This window comes from Micromonospora sp. NPDC000316 (genome assembly GCF_042898885.1).
Taxonomy (GTDB): Bacteria; Actinomycetota; Actinomycetes; order Mycobacteriales; family Micromonosporaceae; genus Micromonospora.
In genome coordinates this window covers 743284-761914 of record NZ_JBIAZG010000002.1, presented here as the reverse complement: position 1 = coordinate 761914, position 18631 = coordinate 743284, and the positions used below count along the sequence as shown (strand labels likewise).

Annotated in this window: 16 protein-coding genes and 1 riboswitch; of the genes, 7 read left to right on the top strand and 9 right to left on the bottom strand. The window is 71.8% G+C overall.

Annotation, left to right across the window (positions count from 1 at the left end; genetic code table 11):
* The first annotated feature begins 18 nt into the window (after positions 1–18).
* Positions 19–357, top strand: a complete 339-nt coding sequence (locus tag ACFY2Q_RS08035; protein WP_387128424.1) for a DUF952 domain-containing protein — start codon at positions 19–21, stop codon at positions 355–357.
* A gap of 53 nt (positions 358–410) precedes the next feature.
* Here ACFY2Q_RS08035 and ACFY2Q_RS08030 read toward each other — a convergent pair whose 3' ends face one another.
* The 3 genes from ACFY2Q_RS08030 to ACFY2Q_RS08020 form a co-directional block, all read right to left on the bottom strand.
* A complete protein-coding gene (locus ACFY2Q_RS08030) occupies positions 411–2174 on the bottom strand; it encodes a CDP-glycerol glycerophosphotransferase family protein (protein WP_387128423.1) in 1764 nt (587 codons plus the stop codon).
* Positions 2175–2524: 350 nt separating this feature from the next.
* Complete coding sequence (locus ACFY2Q_RS08025; RefSeq protein ID WP_387128422.1) at positions 2525–4621, bottom strand: DUF6077 domain-containing protein; 2097 nt, start codon at positions 4619–4621, stop codon at positions 2525–2527.
* Positions 4622–4759: 138 nt separating this feature from the next.
* Entirely contained in the window at positions 4760–5362 is a 603-nt protein-coding gene (locus tag ACFY2Q_RS08020) for a TetR/AcrR family transcriptional regulator (protein ID WP_387128486.1), read from the bottom strand.
* Positions 5363–5579: 217 nt separating this feature from the next.
* Here ACFY2Q_RS08020 and ACFY2Q_RS08015 point away from each other — a divergent pair, with 217 nt between their 5' ends.
* The 4 genes from ACFY2Q_RS08015 to ACFY2Q_RS08000 all read left to right on the top strand — a co-directional run bounded on the left by ACFY2Q_RS08015 (position 5580) and on the right by ACFY2Q_RS08000 (position 10658).
* Entirely contained in the window at positions 5580–6476 is an 897-nt protein-coding gene (locus ACFY2Q_RS08015; RefSeq protein ID WP_387128421.1) for an ABC transporter permease, read from the top strand.
* Positions 6469–7287, top strand: coding sequence for an ABC transporter ATP-binding protein (locus tag ACFY2Q_RS08010; protein ID WP_387128420.1), 819 nt, complete (start codon positions 6469–6471; stop codon positions 7285–7287). The genes ACFY2Q_RS08015 and ACFY2Q_RS08010 overlap by 8 nt, the downstream gene beginning before the upstream one ends.
* 145 nt (positions 7288–7432) lie before the next feature.
* Positions 7433–8947 carry a D-ribitol-5-phosphate cytidylyltransferase gene (locus ACFY2Q_RS08005; protein WP_387128419.1) on the top strand — a complete coding sequence of 505 codons (1515 nt, stop codon included), beginning with the start codon at positions 7433–7435 and terminating at the stop codon, positions 8945–8947.
* A gap of 25 nt (positions 8948–8972) precedes the next feature.
* Positions 8973–10658, top strand: a complete 1686-nt coding sequence (locus tag ACFY2Q_RS08000; RefSeq protein WP_387128418.1) for a CDP-glycerol glycerophosphotransferase family protein — start codon at positions 8973–8975, stop codon at positions 10656–10658.
* 9 nt (positions 10659–10667) lie between these two features.
* Here the strand turns inward: ACFY2Q_RS08000 and ACFY2Q_RS07995 are convergent, their stop codons facing one another.
* The 5 genes from ACFY2Q_RS07995 to ACFY2Q_RS07975 all read right to left on the bottom strand — a co-directional run bounded on the left by ACFY2Q_RS07995 (position 10668) and on the right by ACFY2Q_RS07975 (position 15695).
* A complete protein-coding gene (locus ACFY2Q_RS07995; protein ID WP_387128417.1) occupies positions 10668–11414 on the bottom strand; it encodes an alpha/beta fold hydrolase in 747 nt (248 codons plus the stop codon).
* A gap of 124 nt (positions 11415–11538) precedes the next feature.
* Positions 11539–12387, bottom strand: a complete 849-nt coding sequence (locus tag ACFY2Q_RS07990) for a C39 family peptidase (protein ID WP_387128416.1) — start codon at positions 12385–12387, stop codon at positions 11539–11541.
* A 242-nt stretch (positions 12388–12629) separates the two neighbouring features.
* A riboswitch (cyclic di-AMP (ydaO/yuaA leader) is annotated at positions 12630–12771 on the bottom strand.
* Positions 12772–13058: 287 nt separating this feature from the next.
* Positions 13059–13823: a hypothetical protein gene (locus ACFY2Q_RS07985; protein ID WP_387128415.1), complete on the bottom strand. Its 765-nt coding sequence runs from the start codon at positions 13821–13823 to the stop codon at positions 13059–13061.
* A gap of 153 nt (positions 13824–13976) precedes the next feature.
* Entirely contained in the window at positions 13977–14375 is a 399-nt protein-coding gene (locus tag ACFY2Q_RS07980) for a hypothetical protein (RefSeq protein WP_387128414.1), read from the bottom strand.
* Between the two features lie 93 nt (positions 14376–14468).
* Positions 14469–15695 carry an acyltransferase family protein gene (locus ACFY2Q_RS07975; RefSeq protein WP_387128413.1) on the bottom strand — a complete coding sequence of 409 codons (1227 nt, stop codon included), beginning with the start codon at positions 15693–15695 and terminating at the stop codon, positions 14469–14471.
* A 228-nt stretch (positions 15696–15923) separates the two neighbouring features.
* On the opposite strand from ACFY2Q_RS07975, the gene ACFY2Q_RS07970 reads away from it, so the two are divergent.
* Positions 15924–17123: a glycosyltransferase family 2 protein gene (locus ACFY2Q_RS07970; protein ID WP_387128412.1), complete on the top strand. Its 1200-nt coding sequence runs from the start codon at positions 15924–15926 to the stop codon at positions 17121–17123.
* Positions 17120–18172, top strand: a complete 1053-nt coding sequence (gene pseI, locus ACFY2Q_RS07965) for a pseudaminic acid synthase (protein ID WP_387128411.1) — start codon at positions 17120–17122, stop codon at positions 18170–18172. Before ACFY2Q_RS07970 ends, pseI begins: the two co-directional genes overlap by 4 nt.
* A gap of 57 nt (positions 18173–18229) precedes the next feature.
* On the opposite strand, the gene ACFY2Q_RS07960 is transcribed toward pseI, so the two are convergent.
* Complete coding sequence (locus ACFY2Q_RS07960; RefSeq protein WP_387128410.1) at positions 18230–18610, bottom strand: hypothetical protein; 381 nt, start codon at positions 18608–18610, stop codon at positions 18230–18232.
* Between the last annotated feature and the right edge of the window lie 21 nt (positions 18611–18631).

The window sequence follows — 18631 nt, the reverse complement described above, 5'->3', positions numbered from 1 at the left end:
TCGACGTAGGCTGCGGAGGTGATCTACAAGCTGTTGCCGACCATCGAGTGGGACGACGCCCAGGCCGCCGGCAGCTTCACCGGCTCGGCGGTGGACCGGCAGGACGGTTTCATCCACCTCTCCGCCGCCGACCAGGTGGTGGAGACGGCCCGGCGGCACTTCGCCGGCGCCACCGGGCTGACCCTGCTCAGCGTCGACGAGCAGCCGCTGGGCGACGCGCTGCGCTGGGAGCCGTCCCGCGGCGGGCATTTGTTTCCGCACGTGTACGGCCCGCTCCCGGTGACGGCTGTGGTGGCGGCGCAGGCGCTGCCCGAGGACACGCCGGTCGCCGACGCGGTGGCCGCCCTGCTCGGCTGACACGACCGCGCCCGGCCGGTGTCGGGCCGGGCGCGGGTCGTCACACGCGAGGGTCAGCGGCAGAGGCGGGCGATCTCCTCCTGGAACCGGTCCATCGGGTTGGCCTCGGCGGGGCCGAGCAGGTAGGTCTTCAGCTCCCGGCGGGCCTCGGTCATCGGGTCGTCGCCGGCCCGGGTCACCGTCACGATCTTCTCCAGCTCACCGCAGTCCTTCGAGAGCAGGTACGCGGCCCGAGCCGTCGGGTACTCGCGGCGGAAGTCGTCCTCCGAGAGGCCTGCCGGGTTGGCCACCACGTACGGCCGCTGGCTCTGCACGAAGTCGGAGACCACACTGGACACGTCACTGATCAGCAGGTCGGTCTGGTTGAAGCAGTCGAACAGCGCCGGCGTGCGGCCGGTGACCACCAGATGCGCGGTGCCGTCCAGGGAGGACGCGTCCGGGTTGCCGCCGGCGGCGCGGATGGCCGCCACCACCCGCTCGTGCGCCACCCTGGCCGCCCTGGACCGCGACCCGGTGAGCGGGTGCGGCTTGTAGATCAGGCGCAGCCGGGGGTTCGTGGCCAGCAGACCCTTGACGATCCGCTCACCCATCAGCACCAGCGAGGTGTGGTAGGGGTCGTCGTCGAGCCAGCCCTCCCAGGTGGGGGCGTAGAGCACTGTGAACGGACGGTCCACCGACTCCGCGCCGAAGGTGTGCACCCCGGCGAGCTGCGGCCGGCCGATCTCGACGATGTCCGAGTCGAGCACCCCCACCCCGGCCCGGGCGTAGCGCTCCCGGCCGGCCAGACCGGCGACCCAGACCTCGTCGTACACCTTGCTGTAGGGGTTGACGCTTGCCTGCTTGTCGCTGTCGCCGTGCCCGACGAAGATGTGCTTCGTGCTCGGCTCACGGAGCATGTGGATGTTCGCGCCGACGTTCGCGGCGTAGAGCGCCGCGCGGACACCGCTGAGTTCGAGGTTCATGAAGTCGACACCGGCCGGTACGCAGATCACCGGCAGCCGGGTGTCGGCCAACTCCAGGAACGCCTCCTTGCTGCGCAGCAGCACCACCGCGCGCTGCTGGAGCGCCTCGGTCGGTGCCAGCCACATGTTCGCCTGGTAGACGTCCTTGGCGGGGCCGGCGAAGTAGAGCGCCACCTCCGGCCGGTAGGTGTCCAGCCACCGCTGAACGGCCGACAGCACGGGGCCCTGCCCCGTGCCCTGGCCCCGACCCCGCAGCCAGGTCAGCGCGACGATGGCACCCACCACACCTGTCGCCGCGACCGACACCGCGCCGGCGACAAAGAACGGCGTCGGATCGTGCTGCACGGCGGCGACCACGGCGGCCGGCACCAGCAGCAGGTTGAGCAGCGGCATCCGATCGCCGGCGACCGCCGCCGCCCAGGCGGGCGGCTGGGGTGCGGCGTGCAGCGGACCCAGCTCGATGTTGCGCACCATGGCGGAGAGCGGGTTACGACGCTCGATCATCGTGGAGAACGCCCCGGCGAAGACCGACACGACCCACACCGCCGCCGGCAGCACCAGCAGCAGGGTCAGCTCGCCGCCAGTGAGCCGCACCTCGGCGGCGACAAGCAACACGGCAGCGAGGTCCCGGGTCAGCTGCCGGTACGACCAGTGCAGACCGACCTTCTCCAGGAGCAGCAGCGACGGCGGTGACCAGCGGGCGACCGCGAACTCGCCGATGATGGCGGCCAGCCCGGCGACGGCGAAAAGGCCGATCCAGCCGAATACGCCACAGACGAGCATGAGCAGATAGGCCAGCACCAGCAACGCGCTGTAAGCGGCCACTCCGAGGCGTCCTGTCAACGTGCCGAACAACGAGTTCGCTCCCCTACTAGGTCGTGTACGGGCAGGGCCCGAGGTCGTCACGGAAGGACCGGACGGCTGTGCTCGGGAAGTCGCGGCCCGGTCCGTCCACCATCACCGTGGGTGACCGTCGCGGAGCTGGGTGGCCGTCGACAGCACCGCAGCCTCGTCCCATGTCCGAACTCCCGCATCGCAAGCTGTACGAAGCGACCCGATCCGCCGCTTCGTACACCTGCGACCTTAACGCGAGGCGACAACGAGGCGCCGCTCGGGTATCAATGCCCCGACCGGTCAAAACTCGCTACCCGTTCGGCGTTCGACGCACCCCGCCATTCGTGCAGCACAACGGCCGGTACGGGCTCTCACCCACGCCGGAAACAGGTCATCGCCCCCGGCCGCTTGCGAGTGGCGAACTGCTCGAAGCCCAACTGCGGAGCCAGATCCCGGGCCACCCGGTTTCCCGAGTAGACGCAGATCGTGGTGACGTCGAGCCGCTCGATCGCCCCGGCCAGCTCGGCCGTCGGCGCGAGGTCGGCACTGCCGTTGGCGAGCGCCGCCAACTTCAGCCGGTCCTGGGCGAACGGCGTGTCGATGCCGTAGTCGGGCAGGTAGCGCTCGTTGGGGCTGACCACCCGCATCCTGCTGGTCACCATCGGAGCGGTGTGCATCAGGGTGGACGGAGCCAGCACCACGCCGTTGGGCCGGTCGAGTTGGGTCATCCAGAAGACGATCGACTTGCGCTGCTGCGGCAGCTTCCAGACCGGCTTGTCGTGCACCGTCACATAACTCTTCGGCGACCACATCGGCGTGCCGACGAGGGCGAAACCGGCGACAAGCGCCACCGCGATCGCGACGCTGCCGAACACCCGCAGGCGCGGCAGCTCGACTGTGCAGAGGATGCCGATAACCGCCGGGAGGGCGAACATCCACGGCATTCGCCAGAGCACGACGCCGATGCCGGTCAGGCTGTTGATCACCTCAAGGACACCGGGGAAGAGCAGCACGCTCATCGCGAGCGTGCTGCCCGCGACGAGCAGTTGGGGCGTCCGTCGGCGGGCGACCAGCGGGCCGAGCCACAGGGCCAGGCCACCGATCACGCCGAGCACACCGAAGAGGATTGTCCGCCGGTAGGTGATCTCGGCGTCGTAGAAGGCCGCCGCCGCGTTCTCGGTGATGGGGCCGGCGTTGAGCCGCGACCAGATGGTCGCGCCGATGGGATAGAGCAGCGCCGCCGCACCGGCCACGATCGCGTCCCGCCAACGGCCGACCACGATCATCGCGAACGCCGCGCCGCCGACCAACAGGGGAAGGACGATCGCGGAGGTGGTGCTGAGGCCTGTGGCCACGATGGAGAGGGCGGCGATGAGAACCAACCCGCGACGGGACCGCGAGTCGAACCACTCGGTCAGGTAGACCCACATCAGCGGCACCACCGCAGCCACGAACATGGTCTTGCCCTGGTGCAGCCGCGTCAGGTGGAACGTGCCGAGGGCCGCGTCCTGGCCGGCGACCAGGTAGAGGTAGGCCACGGCGACGGTGAAGGCGAGCACGGCGCGGCGCGGCGCCCAGCGCTGCACCAGCCGCCACAGGGCCAGCACGGCCAGCACGGACATGACAGGCACCACGATGTACCAGGTGGCGGAGGCGGCGTGCAGGCCGAAGACGTGCGCGAAGGCGCCGTAGAAGACCTCGATCGAGGGCACCGGCGGCTGGGAGTTCATCGCGGGCGCGACGCCGTCGGTGAACAGGAAGTCGCGCAGCGGCACCTGGTCGCGCTCGGCAACCCACACCGACTTACCGACGAAGAAGGCGTCGTCGACGGAGTTGCGGGCGAAGAAGAGCCCGGAGATCGCGGCCAGCACGGCGACGATCAGGGCGTACGCCGACGAGAGCGGGGTCGCGGCGGCGGCCGGCGCGGCGCCGACCGGCGTGGCGAGCCAGCGCCACCGGGCCAGGTGTAGTGCCCCCACCCCGGCGAGGGCGCCGAAGCCACCCGGGATCCACCACGGGATGCCTGCGCCGAAGCCGTCGTCGACGGTGGTCAACCCCGCCGTGACGGCGGCCACGATGCCCGCGCCGAGCACAAGGGCGAGCAGGGGACGCGGATACGCCGGGGCGACGCCGCCGGCGGCCTCCTGATCGGCGGGACCGGCGGCGGACGCCGGACGCGCCCGGCGGCGCCGCCACAGCCACCCCGCGAGCCCGACGACACAGGTGCCGGCCCAGACAAGGAACGTCGTCGACGGGGCCAGGCCGAACAGGAAGGCCAGGTGGTAGAGGACGGTCCAGAGCGCGAACGCCAACACACCCGCGTCGGTCACCAGCACCGGGGCCGCGGCCACGAGGGCGCGCAGTCGCGCTCCGGTGGTTGGCCGAGGTTCGCTGGCGCCGCTCTGCGCCGGCTCCGGCCCGGCGCCTGCCGAGGTGGGCGCGACGGCGACGTGTTCGACGTTGGGCACAGGAGGTCCTTGTCGTCATACGAACGAGTTCGCGAAACGTTGATCAGATATAGGTGGCGACGCAGGGCCCCGCCACGGCGGGGGCAAGCCTAGCGGAATCGGTCCTGGCGACACCTCGTCCGACTCGTCACGAGATGGTCAACTGCCCACCGAGGCGTCACGTTGGCGGGTGACGCCCGCGCTGCCCGCGCCGAGAGCGACGGCCACGGATTCGACGAGGTTGTCCAGGTAACTGTCGGTGAGCGGCAGCCGGGCGATGGCGAGCCGCCAGTAGAGCGGGCCGACGATGAGGTCGACGGCGGCGTCCGCGTCGGTGCCGGCGGGCAGCTCGCCGCGCTGCACGGCGCGGGTGACCAGGCGACCGCCGATCTCCTGCTGCCGGGCGTGCAGCACCTGGCGCAGGGTCTGGTCGATGGCCGGGTTGCGGGCGGCCTCGGCCAGCAGGTCCGGGATGATCTGCGACGCGAGGGGGTGGCGCAGCGCGTGGGCCACCGCCTGGAACAGCAGCGCGAGGTCGCCGCGCAGGGTGCCGGTGTCCAGCACCGGCAGCTTGCCGTGGACCGCCGCGGCGACGATCTCCACCACCAGGTCGAGCTTGGAGTTCCACCGCCGGTAGATCGCCGTCTTGCTGACGCCGGCCCGGCGGGCCACCGCCTCGATGGAGAGCCGGCCGTAGCCGACCGCGGCGAGCTCCTGCATCAGCGCGTGCCGGATGGCCGCGGTGATCTCGCCACGCAGCACCGCCGCCCCGGCCGGGGCGCGCCTCTTCTCGGTCGTCACCAGGATCTCTTCTCGCAGGTCACGCCCATCAGCGTAGCGCAACGACGGTACGGTTGCGTCCCGACGTGTTTCGGACTACTGTCCTCGCAGCGACGAGGCGGCGCCCCGCGCACACTTCCCACTAGGATCTCATCGTCGCGAGCCACCCGTCTGCACGAAAGATCGGAGCGCCATTTCCATGGCCACCACCGCGCTGGTCGACCCCGACACGGGCCTGACCCAGGCGCAGCTGGCCGCTCGGCACGGACTGCGGGTCGCCGGTGAGCGCCCCTCTCTCGTCGAGTACAGCCGCCGACTGTGGGCCTACCGGCACTTCGTCGCCGCGTACGCCAATGCCAAGCTGGTCGCCTCGTACAGCAATGCCAGGCTGGGCCAGCTCTGGCAGGTGCTCACCCCGCTTACCAACGCTGCCGTCTACTACCTGATCTTCGGGGTGGTGCTGGGGCAGAACGACCGGATCCCGAACTTCATCGGCTACCTGACCACCGGGCTCTTCATCTTCAACTTCACCCAGAGCGCGGTGCTGGCGGGCACCCAGTCGATAAGTGGCAACCTCGGGCTGATCCGGGCCCTGCACTTCCCCCGGGCCAGCCTGCCGCTGTCCACCACCGTGACCCAGTTCCAGCAGCTCCTGGCCTCGATGGTGGTGCTCATCGGGATCGTGCTCGTCACCGGCGAGTCGATCACCTGGAAATGGCTGATGCTGGTGCCGGCCCTGCTGCTCCAGGCGGTGTTCAACGCCGGCGTGGTGCTGTTCGTCGCCCGGTTGGGCTCCAAGGCGAGCGACCTCAAGCAGGTCATGCCGTTCCTCATGCGCACCTGGATGTACGGCTCCGGCGTGCTCTACAGCGTCAGCCTCTTCGCGCGGCTGCCCGGCTGGGCGGCGACGCTTGTCCAGTACAACCCGCTGCTTGTCTACATCGAGCTGGCACGCTACGCGCTGCTCGACGAGCCGCCGTTGCTCAACGAGTCACTGACCCAGCTCTGGCTGGTAGCGGCGGGTTGGGCGGTGGCGGCCGGGATCGGTGGCTTCATCTACTTCTGGCGCGGCGAACAGGAGTACGGCCGTGGTTGAGCACATCGGGGCCTCCAACGAGGCGACCGCGACACTGACCCCCACGCGGGAACGCATCCCGACAGTGGTGGTGGACGACGCGCACATCATCTACCGGGTGCACCAGGGCGCCGGCGGTGGCACCACGCCGGTGGCCGCGCTGCGCCGGCTGATCAAGCGCACCAACGCGCCGAACGTCCGGGAGGTGCACGCGGTCAAGGGCGTCTCGTTCACCGCGTACCGGGGCGAGGCGATCGGGCTGATCGGCAGCAACGGCTCCGGCAAGTCCACGATCCTGCGGGCCATCGCCGGTCTGCTGCCGGTCAACAGGGGTGCGATCCACACGCAGGGGCAGCCGTCGCTGCTGGGCGTCAACGCGGCACTGCTCAACGACCTGTCGGGTGAGCGCAACGTCGTCCTGGGCTGCCTGGCCATGGGCATGCATCCCGACGAGGTCGCCAAGCAGGCCGAGGGGATCATCGACTTCTCCGGGATCAACGAGCGGGGTGACTTCGCCAGCCTGCCGATGCGGACGTACTCGTCAGGCATGGCGGCCCGGCTGCGGTTCTCCATCGCCGCCGCCAAGAAGCACGACGTGCTGCTCATCGACGAGGCGCTCGCCACCGGCGACAAGGGCTTCCGCAAGCGCAGCGAGCAGCGGGTGCGGGAGCTGCGCGAGGGCGCCGGCACGGTGTTCCTGGTCAGTCACCAGCTCTCCTCGGTACGCGACACGTGCGAGCGGACGATCTGGCTGGAATCGGGCGTCCTTCGGATGGACGGCCCCACTGACGAGGTCATCCGCGAATACGAGGCGTACGCGAACAGCAAGTAGAGTCCCGGCAAACCTGCGGCATCGACACGGCACCATGGGCCGCGTCGCCCACGTTGGGGCGGCGCGGCCCGCGCGTTAAGGTTCATTCCGTCGCCGCTGGGGCGGAGCCTTCCGTTAACGCATTCCCGAGAGTGAGGATCCGGCAATGACGCAGGACCAGACCACTGGCCCGGACGCCGCAACGGAGACTCCCGTGCCGTGGCGGCCCGCACGGACAGTGGCCGTGGTGCTGGCGGGCGGCACCGGGACCCGGCTGGGCCTCGGCATCCCCAAGCAGCTGCTGAAGATCGCCGGCAAGCCGATCATCGAGCACACCCTGGCGGTCTTCGAGGCCGCACCGGAGATCGACGAGATCATCGTGCTGATGGCCACCGGTCACGTCGAGGACGCCCAGCAGATCGTCGACAAGGCCGGCCTGCGCAAGGTCACGAAGGTGATCGAGGGCGGCGACACCCGCAACGCGACAACCCGGATCGCACTGGACGCGGTCGGCGCGGCCGACTGCAACATCCTCTTCCACGACGCGGTACGCCCGCTGCTCAGCGGCCGGATCGTCCGCGAGTGTGTCAACGCGCTCTGGACCTACGACGCCGTGGACGTGGCCATCCCGTCCGCGGACACGATCATCCAGGTGGACGAGAACGACTGCATCACCGACATCCCGGTGCGCTCCCGGCTGCGTCGCGGCCAGACCCCGCAGGCGTTCCGCTCCCCCACCATCCGCGAGGCGTACCGGCTCGCCGAGGGTGACCCCGACTTCGCCGCCACCGACGACTGCGGCGTGGTGCTGCGCTACCTGCCGGGCACCCCGATCAAGGTGATCGACGGCTCGGACGAGAACATCAAGGTCACCCACCCGGTCGACGTGCACCTGGCGGACAAGCTCTTCCAGCTCGCCGCGGCGCAGGCGCCCCGGCTGACCGACCACCGCAGCTACACCGAGGAGCTGACCGGCCGCACCATCGTGGTGTTCGGCGGCAGCTACGGCATCGGCCACGAGCTGACCGAGCTGGCCCGCCGCTACGGCGCCCAGGTCTTCCCGTTCAGCCGCTCCACCACAGGCACCCACGTGGAACGCGCCGCGGACGTCGAGGCCGCGCTGAAGACCGCCTTCGGGGCCACCGGCCGGATCGACCACGTGGTGGTCACCGCCGGGATCCTGGAGCGGGGCGCCCTCGCCGAGATGGACGAGGAGACGATGGACCGGCTCCTGCAGGTCAACTTCGTCGGCCCGGTCACCATCGCCCGCCAGTCCCTGCCCTATCTCCAGCAGACAAAGGGGCAGCTGCTGCTCTACACGTCCAGCTCGTACACCCGGGGTCGGGCTCGCTACGCGCTCTACTCGGCCACCAAGGCCGCCCTTGTCAACCTGACCCAGGCGCTCGCCGACGAGTGGGCCGACGTCGGGGTCCGGGTCAACTGCATCAACCCGGAGCGGACGGCCACCCCGATGCGGACCCGTGCCTTCGGCGAGGAGCCGGAGCACACACTGCTCGCCGCGGAAGCCGTCGCCCAGTCGTCGCTGGACGTGCTCGTGTCCGACCTGACCGGCCAGGTCATCGACGTACGCCGAGCGCCAGGGGACGCGCCGGCCGCCGTGCCGGCCCAGCCCGGGTCGGAGCGGGTCGAGGTGTCGGCCGGCACGATCGCCGCGAACTGACGCGGACAGCGGCGAACGGAGCGCCATGCGTGGTGACCTGATCCGAAAGCTGGCCGCTCGGTGCCTGAGCGTCGGCCTGGCAGTCCTGGCGTTCGTCGTGGTGGCGCTTACCGGCGCCACCGGGTGGGGGCTGGCGCTTGGGATCGCCGCCCTGGCCGCGGCCGCCGCCGAACAGCGGATCCGGCCCGGCGCCGACCTCGTCGCCGAGACCGCGCTGATCGCCGCCGCCGTGCTTGTCGGCTACTCCCGGCGGCTTGACGACGGGGTCGACCTGGCGCTTGTCGCGACCGCGCTTGTCGTGCTCGGGCTGGTGCTGCTTGTGGGGCCGCTGCGCACCGCCGGCAACCTGGAGATCCGGGCGGCCAACCTGCCGGTACGGACCTGGACCCCGCTGATCGTGGGCCATCTCGGTGTCGGCGTGCTCGGGCTGCTCGCCGCCGTGGCCCTGGCCGCCGCCCTCGCCCTGCCCGCCGCCGTCGCACTGGCCGCCAGCCTGCTCGTGGGCGCCGGCGCCGGGGCTGTCGCGCTGGACCTGGCCCGGCGGCGGTTCCGGCCGAGCAACGGCGGCGGCTCGGTCGCCCGCGCGCTGCGCCGGCACCAGCCGGAGTTCCTGCTCCACTTCTCCGCGCCGCCCGGCTCCGAATACCAGGTCACCATGTGGCTGCCGTACCTGGAGCGGATCGGCCGCCCGTTCATGGTCATGGTGCGTGAGCCGGAGTTCCTCGCGCCGATCGCCGCGGCCACGAACGCGCCTGTCGTCTACTGCCCCACCCTGCGGACCATGGACGACGTGCTGGTGCCGAGCCTGCGGGCTGCCTTCTACGTCAACCACGGCGCGAAGAACAGCCACTGCATCCGGTTCACCCAGCTCACCCACGTGCAGTTGCACCACGGCGACAGCGACAAGGCGCCCAGCGCCAACCCGGTGTCGGGAATCTTCGACCGGATCTTCGTGGCCGGTCCGGCGGCGATCGACAGGTACGTCCGTGCCGGGGTGCAGATCCCGGCGGAGAAGTTCGTCGTGGTGGGCCGGCCGCAGGTCGAATCGATCGAGGTACGCCCCGAGCCGACGGTCGGCCTGGCCCACCCCACGGTGCTGTATACGCCGACCTGGACCGGGCACCACGCCGACGCCGACTACTGCTCCCTGCCGGTGGCCGAGGAGCTGCTGCGGCGGCTGCTGGAGCGTGGCGCGACGGTGATCCTGAGGGCCCACCCCTACACCGCGCAGAACCCGACGTCGGCCCGTCAGTTGGGCCGGCTCACCGAGCTGCTGGTCGCCGACCGCAGCCGCACCGGCCGGCAGCACGTGGTCGGCGCGGCGGCTCGGGAGCTGAGCCTGACCGAGTGCGTCAACCGCTCCGACGCGCTGATCTCCGACGTGTCCGGAGTGATCTCGGATTACCTCTACTCCGGCAAGCCGTACGCGGTCACCGACATGGGCGACGAGGGCGACCGGTTCACCGAGAACTTCCCGCTGGCCGGGTCGGGCTACGTGCTGCGGCGGGACATGTCGAACGCGGTCGAGGTGCTGACCTCGCTGCTCGACACCGACCCGCTGGCCGAGGCGCGCTGGGCCACCCGCCGTCACTACCTGGGTGACTTCCCCGCCGACACGTACGCCGAGGCGTTCCTGACCGCCGCCCGCCGCGAGTTGGCGCCGGCGCACCAGACGATCGAGCGGCCGGCGCAACTCACTCCCCTGACCTGACGCCGCCGCTCAGCGGTACGCGTCCAGCAGCGCCAGCACTGCCGCCGGGTCCTCCACGTGCGCGTTGTGCCCGAGACCGGGCAGCGTGGCGACCGGCACGCCGTACTCCTTGAGCTGCGCGTCGGTGACCATCGGGTCGTGCTCACCGCGCGCCAGCACCACAGGCACGTCGGTCGCCGCCAGCAGCGCGGCGAGATCGGGATCGCCGACGGCGAACGCGCCCGTGTCCATGGCGAGGCGCCACCGACCGTCGACCTGGCGCAGGCCGGCGTCCACGATCGGGGCGTCCGGCGGGACCAGGCCGGCCAGGCCGGCGACCCGCAGGTAACGGCGGGCCGCCTCGGCGCGGCTGGCGAACCAGCTGACCGGGCGGGCGGCGAGGTCGGCGGCGCGGGTCAGCTCGTCCGGTGACCAGACGGCCTTGATACCCAACCCGACGACGGCGTCCACAGGCGTCCCGGCGGCGCGGGCGGCCAGCGCCAGGCCGACCACCCCGCCCAGCGAGTGCCCGAGCACCACCACGCGGTCGCCGGGCGCCAGGGCCTGGGCGATCCGCTCGGCGAAACCGCTGAAGGAGTACGACGGCAGCGGGGCCGACCAGCCGTGGCCGGCGAGATCCGGTGCCAGCCACCGCCCGGGCCAGTGCCGCTCCAGAAGCGGGGCCCAGGGCAGCCAGACGTCACCTGTCGCCCCCATGCCGTGCAGCAGAAGCAGGACCGGCCTACGGTCGGCGTGACCACCCGATTCATCCACCACGGCCGCAGTCTCCCACGGTTCACAGCCCGCGACGAGAGCCGTCGCCCCCGCATCGACGAAGACGCCACGAGCGCCGGCCCCTTGTGGGGGACGGCGCTCGCGGCGTCTTCGGACTCCGCCTGGGTCAGGCGGAGTAGCCTCGTGTGGCGATCCAGTTGGCCAGGTCGATCGTGGTCATCCAGTACTCGGGGTAGGCCGCGTTGGCCGAGTCGGCGATCCGCACGGTACGGCCGTCGTCCTTGTAGCCCACCACCGCGATGTAGTGCCCGCCGCCGTAGGAGTGCCAGCCGCCGCCTGTGTCGACGGCGTCACCGGCGACGTTGGCCACCACGCCGCGACCGTCGGTGATCGCGGTGACGACGTCAGCCTGGAGGCGGTCCATCTGGGCCGGGCTGGGCGAGCCGGCGAACATCCGGGTCTGGTACGGAGAGCCCTTGACCTCGGCGTTGAGCACCCGGGTGGTGTCCAGGGCCGAGTTGGTGCCCATCTCGGTGGTGCCCAGCTCGGCACCCAGCTGACTCTGGGTGCGGTTGATGCCGGCGGCGCTGAGGGCGTTGCGGGTGGCAGCCGGGCCGCAGTTGTAGTACGTGTTCTGCACCTGGTAGTCGTAGTCGAGCACCTTGGTCGCGGGCGGCTTCGGCGCTGCCTTGGCGGTCAGGTCCGGGTCGCTCTTGGCCTTGGCGGCGGGCGGGGCGGCGCTTGTGGCCGGCGCGGCGGTTGTCGGCGCGGCGGTTGTCGGCGCGGTGTTTGCCGAGGGGGGCGCGACGCGGGCCTCGCTGCGGGACGCGGCGGTGTCGCTGCGCATCTCGGCGACAGTTGTCGCTGTGTGCTGGCTGGCCGGGGCGTCATCGGCGCCGGCGGCCAGGGTGCCTGCGGTGGTCGCGATGACGAGGACCGCGGCGGAGGCGGCGGCGATCTGGTACGGACGTTCGGTGGCGAGGCGACGCAGTTGACGCTGCAGGGTGTGCTTCACGGTTCCTCCACGGTTCGGGGGGAGAGCGGCACACCGGGGCAGCCCGGTATCCGTGCAGGCGCCAGCGCGCGGACCGTGGTCCGCGGATGGTGAACCGCTCAGGGGTACGCCCGGCGCGGCCGGGCGGGGATGCGGTGGCCCGGGGGGTCAGCTCACCGTCACGAGACGGACGAGCGCGGGTACCGCGACGCCGTGAAGGCGGAGGAATGGCGCAGGGGTGCAGGGGTGCTGCATGAAGATGGAACTCCTTCCGACACCGCCTACCGGGTTAGCTGACGGATTCGGGCGGGAAGATCGCCCTACCGCGGGCCGTGGCTCGCGGATTCACCCCAGACGTACGTGTGGGTCCCCGGTTCGTTGATCACGATTGAGCGGGTCAGCGCGGCGTCGCCACTTGCGATCAATTACCGCACTCGACGGCACGACACTACTGGCCGGCCTTAACCCCTGCCAAGCCTGGCTCAGCTGCGTAAACCCCAAACGGCGCGACAATTTCTGGGCGTATTGCCGCTGACGTGACTCGATAGGACGAGCGGTTACGGCGGCACCTCAGGTCGACAATCGGACAGGCCGTCGACAATGGCGACACATCCGCGCGAACAATCCGGCCGAACGCGCCAGCCGCCCGGTTTCCGGGGCGTGTGACCGGGCTCACCGAATATTCGGGGCGATCAGCCCACCCGGGCCGGGCGCCACCGCGCCGCAGCCGCCGGAAGGGCCGCCGCCACGCGCACGGGTCGGCGGGGCATCGCCCGGGTCGGCCGCAGCCGGGCCGCCGCCGCGTACGCCTCGTCGGCCAGGGCGCGAGCCGAGGACGCGGCCAGTTCGGCGTCGCGCCAGGCCGACCGTTCCCGCGCGGCGGCGACCTCGTAGTCGGCTCGCCTCGCGTTGCGGATCGCCCGGCTGAGCAGCGCCTCCTGCTCCACCGGGTGCCGGCGCGGATCCCAACCGTGCCGGTGGCCGAACACGTCGCTGAGCTGCCGCATGGCCAGGTCCCCCCGCCAGTGCGCCGCCATCGCCGCCTGGTGCAGGTAGCGCTCCCGGGCGGCGTACTCGGCGGGCGTACGCGGCGTACGCGGGGTGGGCAGCGCCCCGGCGCCCGCGAACCGGCGGGCGGCGGCGTCCGCCTCGTCGTACCTGACCCAGGCCCGCTCCACCTGCTCCTGAGCGGTAAGCCAGTCGGCGCGTCGACGACGGGCGGTCTGCGCCGCGCCGGCCGCGGCGACGGCCACCTCGTCGGCGTACCGGCGCAGGTCGGCGGCCTCGGCGGCGGCCAACTCCCGGGCGGTGGGCGCCGGGTCGACAGCCGGCGTGTCCCGCTCGGGACGGGCGACCAGGACAGCGAGCACGGTAAGCGCCAGCAGGAGCAGGAGCGACCAGATGGCGGCGGCCTGCGGCACCTCGGTCAGGAACTGGTAGAAGACGATGGTTTCCATGGTCGGCACCTCGGCGAGAGAGCGTTGCGATGGGAAGCCGCACGACCGTCCGAGCCAGGGCGGGGCCACGGGTCGGCGGGGTGCGGAGCGGCGTGTCGACAGGTGCGGTGGCGGGACGGGCGTCCCGGAGGGCGGGACGGGCGTCCCGAGGGCTCAGCGCCCGGGTGGGGCGCGAGGACCCGGGCTGGCCGGGTCGTCGGCGTGGGGCAACCGGTCGGCGGTCGGGCCCGCCGGCACCAGCCCGACCGCGACGGCGGGCACGGCACCCACGCCGCCGGGCGGTGCCGGCTGCGGGTCGGTCGCGCGCACCGAACCGGTCTCGTCGGCGGTCATCTCGGCGGAAGCCGGGTGCCCGACGCCGACCACCGAGGCGGGCTGGTGCGACGACACGGCAGACCCGACGGCGAACGTCCCGGCGGCCGGCGACGACGCCGCACCCGGGGCGGCCCAGGCACCCAGCGCGAGGGCGGCGACGACGGCGAGGCTGGTCAGCACCCGTGTCGCCCAGCGCGCCACCCACCACAAGGGACAGGTGAGCGCAACCGGAAGCACGGTCCCACGCTACCGCCGGGCCCGATCGGGCGCATCGGCAGCGGGCGTGTCGGCACACGCCGCGCCGAAGGCGTCCGACCAGGACGGCTCCCGTCAGCGCGAGTCGGCGTACGTCGATCGCTCGTCGGGCTTGTCGGCGCCTCCGCTGCCGGCGGCCTCGCTGCCACGGGCCTCGCTGCCGGCGATCTCGGTGTCGCCGTTCCGCTGCCGGGGGACCGCCGCCGGCCGGGGCGTGCGGCGCGGCGCGAGCCGGCGCATCAGCGGCGTCTCGACGAAGCGGTGCAGCAACCCGGCAAGGGCCAGGCTCACGACCAGGAACCCGAGCACCACCGCCGGGCCACGCCAGCCACGGAAGCCGGTCCCCCAGTCCCCGCTCCAGCGCAGCACGCTCGTCATCACCAGCACATGCACCAGGTAGAAGGCGAAGGAGACCTCGCCGAGCCAGACCAGCGGGCGGGACCGCCACGGCGAACGCCGCTCCCGCACGTCCGCGTCTGCGGCGGCGGTGATCACCAGCAGGTACGCGACCGCGAGCAGTGTGGTCCACAGTTCGGCGCGGATCCACTGCGCGGCGACCACCCAGGTCGCCACGAAGATCACAGTCGCCGCCGTCAGGCCGGGGCCGCGCCAGAGACGCCGACGCATCAGCTCGGCCGCCACCGCACCCAGCCAGAACTCCAGCGACCGCACGGGCGGGAAGATCTGGGTGAACCACCACCGGCTGACCTCCGGCACCAACTGCTGGGCCGGCCAGAGCGCGAGGATCAGCAGCGGCAGCGCGACGATGAGCGTCCAGAGCACCGCCGGACGGGCCCGGCGCAGCAGTGGCAGCGCCAGCGGCAGGCAGAGATAGAAGAAGAACTCGCAGGAGAGCGACCAGCTCACCGTGTTGATGCTGTAGAACCAGCCCGGCCGGGGATCCCAGGCCTGCAACAGCAGCAGGTTCTCCAGGGCCGCCGCCGGCAGCACCGGGTCGGCGAACCACCAGGCGACGAGCAGCGCCGCCGCCCACAGCACCAGGTGATTCGGATAGATCTTGGCGACCCGCCGGCGCCAGAAGGCGCGCCGGGAGTCACCCGGGCGGGCCGACCAGACCAGCACGAAGCCACTGAGGATGAAGAAGAACTGCACCCCGGACAGGCCGAGGGAGAACACCGCGTCGACAACTGCCTTGTAGTCCGGCTCGGCGATGATCCGCATGGTGCCGGCGTGGAAGCCGAACACCAGCAGCGCTGCGATCCACCGCAGCCCGGTCAGCGAGGGAAGCCGGGCGAACGCGGGTACGGGCGGCGTCACCGAGACGTCGGCGGTGCTCGTCATGCCGGGGTCCCGACGCTCCGCAGGGTCACCAGCACGTACGTCTCCTCCTGGGCGCGGGTCAAACGACGTGGCGGCCCCGGAAGGCCGCCCCGGGGCACCTTACCGGGTCACTCCCGGGTGAACCGGGCGGCGTTGTTAACCTTCCGCTCCGCCGGAGTTCAGGAATTTCACCTTCCGCCGCCACGTCAGGTTCCGGGGCTGTCCACCCCCGTCGTCGAATGTGGCGACGTGGTCAATGAGCCGACGCACGCACCGCTGCTGAGCATCGTCGTGCCGGTCTACGGTGTCGAGGCGTACCTGTACCAGTGCCTCGAATCGATCCGGGCCGGCATCCCGACGGGCGAGTCGGACGCGGTCGAGCTGATCGCCGTCGACGACGCCTCGCCGGACGGCTGCGGTGAGATGCTGCGCTCGTACGCGGCCGGACGCGACGGCGTCCGGGTCGTGCACCTGACCAGCAACGTGGGCCTGGGCCTGGCCCGCAACGCCGGCCTCGACGAGGCCACCGGCCGGTACGTCTGGTTCGTCGACAGCGACGACTGGCTTCCCCCGGGCACTGTCGCGGCGGTGCTGGACCGGCTGCGCGAGCACCAGCCCGACGTGCTGATGCTCGACCACCTGCGGGTGCACGAGGACGGTCGACGGGAGGTCGACGCGAGCAGCCACCTGCTGCGCGGGGTGTCGGGCGTGGCCCGGCTGGCCGACCAGCCGCACCTGCTGCGGGTGCAGCACACCGCGTGGAACAAGGTGATCCGCCGGGCGTTCCTCGACGAGTTGGAGCTGCGCTTCTTTCCCGGCTGGTACGAGGACATCCCGTTCAGCCACCCACTGCTGATCGGCGCGGAGAAGATCTCGGTGCTGGACCGGGTCTGCTACCTGTACCGGCAGGGTCGCCAGGGCGCCATCACGTCCACCCGCAGCGGCCGGCACTTCGACGCGTTCGCCCAGTACGAGCGATTGATGGACTGGGTCAGCCGGCGGCACCCGGACGAGGGCCTGCAGGCCGAGTTGTTCCAGCTGATGATCAGCCACTACCTGGTGGTGGTCGGCAACGACGACCGGCTGCACCCGCACCTGCGGCGGGCCTTCTTCCGTCGGGTGGCCCAGCACTACCGCCGCTACCTGCCCTCCGGCGGCTACCCGATGCCCTCCGGGGTGAACGGGGTCAAGCACCGGCTGGTCGGGCGCGGCGACTGGTTGGCGTACTCGGCGCTGCGTCAGGCGCACCGGGTCGCGGGCCGGCTGCGCCGGTCGGGCGCAACCGGCGGCACCGGCGGCGGCTCGGCCTCGGCCGACGAGGACCCGGGCCGACCACCGCACACCACACCGGTTCCCGGTGCCCTTGTTTCCCAGGCCGTCCGCCCGCCGGGCGGACGACGACAGCACCACCGCACACTGGTGCGGGTACCTGAGCAGAGGTCGGAATGACGGCGACAATCAAGATCGGACCGCACGCGGTCGGTGCCGGGGAGCGACCCTTCGTGGTCGCCGAGATGTCCGGTAACCACAACGGCGACCTGAACCGGGCGCTGGCCATCGTGGACGCGGTGGCGGAGAGCGGGGCGCACGCCCTCAAGCTCCAGACGTACCGACCGGACACCATCACGATCGACGTGGACACCCCGGCGTTCCGCATCTCCAGTGGTCACGAGCTGTGGGGCGGGGAGAACCTGTACCGCCTCTACGAGCGGGCGCACACCCCGTACGAGTGGCATGACCCGATCTTCGAGCGCGCCCGCGAGCGAGGGCTGACGGTCTTCTCGTCACCGTTCGACTCGACGGCCGTGGAGCTGCTGGAGTCGCTGGACGCGCCGGCCTACAAGATCGCCTCGTCGGAGTTGGTCGACCTGCCGCTGATCCGGCTGGTGGCCAGCACCGGCAAGCCGATGGTGATCTCCACAGGGATGGCGACGGTGGCCGAGATCGACGCCGCCGTACGGACCGCCCGGGACGGCGGCGCGGCGGGCATCGTCCTGCTGGCCTGCACCGCCTCCTACCCGGCGCCGCCCGCCGACAGCAACCTGCGCCGGCTGCCGGTGCTGGCCGGCGCCTTCGACGTGCCTGTCGGGCTCTCCGACCACACGCCCGGCATCGGCGTGGCGGTCGCCTCGGTGGCGCTCGGCGCCTGCTTCATCGAGAAGCACGTGACCCTGGACCGGGCCGACGGCGGCGTCGACTCGGACTTCTCGCTGAACCCCGCGGAGCTGACGGCCCTGGTCGCCGAGTCCGGCCGGGCGTACGCGGCGCTGGGCGGCACCGCGATCGGCCCCACCCCTGCCGAGCGGGAGGGCCTGCGGTTCCGCCGTTCGCTGTTCGTGGTCGAGGACGTCCGCACCGGCGACACGGTGACGGCGGACAACGTCAGGTCCATCCGGCCGGCGGGCGGACTCGCCCCGGTCGAGATCGAGCGGGTGCTGGGCCGCACCTTCACCACCGACGTCCCCCGAGGCACTCCCCTGAGCTGGAACCTGATCTGAACGATCCCCACCCAGGCAGTCCATGGTGGGCGAGGGCTGGACGCGGCGAGGGGCTGGCTACCGGGTGGGGGCGAAGCCGACCGTGACCACCAGGTCGGCAAGCCGCAGGGTCCGCCAGATCGCCGCCCCGTCGTACGGTGTGCCCAGGCCGTAGCGGCGCCACCAGGCGACCACCGGCACGTCGGCAAGCTTGCAGCAGCACTCGGCCCGGGTCCACCGGGCCCAGAAGTCCCCGGCGCCGAACCGGCGGGCGAGCGCCGGGGGCACCGGGGCGTCGGCGCGCTCCGCGTCGATCGCCACCTGCCAGCCGGGCGCCGGCGGGCCGTACCAGCCGACGCACCTGCCGTCGTCGAGGTAGCTGCGGGTCACCGCGTCGGCGAGCGCGTCCGCGGGGCCGATACGCAGGTGCCGTTCGGCGGCGGCCAGCAGTCCCGGCACCGGACGCGGCCCACCGGCGCC

Bases quoted from the DNA above. Each gene is read 5' to 3' on its own strand.
- ACFY2Q_RS08015 (WP_387128421.1), top strand. From the start codon at position 5,580: ATGGCCACCACCGCGCTGGTCGACCCCGACACGGGCCTGACCCAGGCG.
- ACFY2Q_RS08005 (WP_387128419.1), top strand. From the start codon at position 7,433: ATGACGCAGGACCAGACCACTGGCCCGGACGCCGCAACGGAGACTCCC.
- ACFY2Q_RS08000 (WP_387128418.1), top strand. From the start codon at position 8,973: ATGCGTGGTGACCTGATCCGAAAGCTGGCCGCTCGGTGCCTGAGCGTC.
- ACFY2Q_RS07985 (WP_387128415.1), bottom strand. From the start codon at position 13,823: ATGGAAACCATCGTCTTCTACCAGTTCCTGACCGAGGTGCCGCAGGCC.
- ACFY2Q_RS07975 (WP_387128413.1), bottom strand. From the start codon at position 15,695: ATGACGAGCACCGCCGACGTCTCGGTGACGCCGCCCGTACCCGCGTTC.
- pseI (WP_387128411.1), top strand. From the start codon at position 17,120: ATGACGGCGACAATCAAGATCGGACCGCACGCGGTCGGTGCCGGGGAG.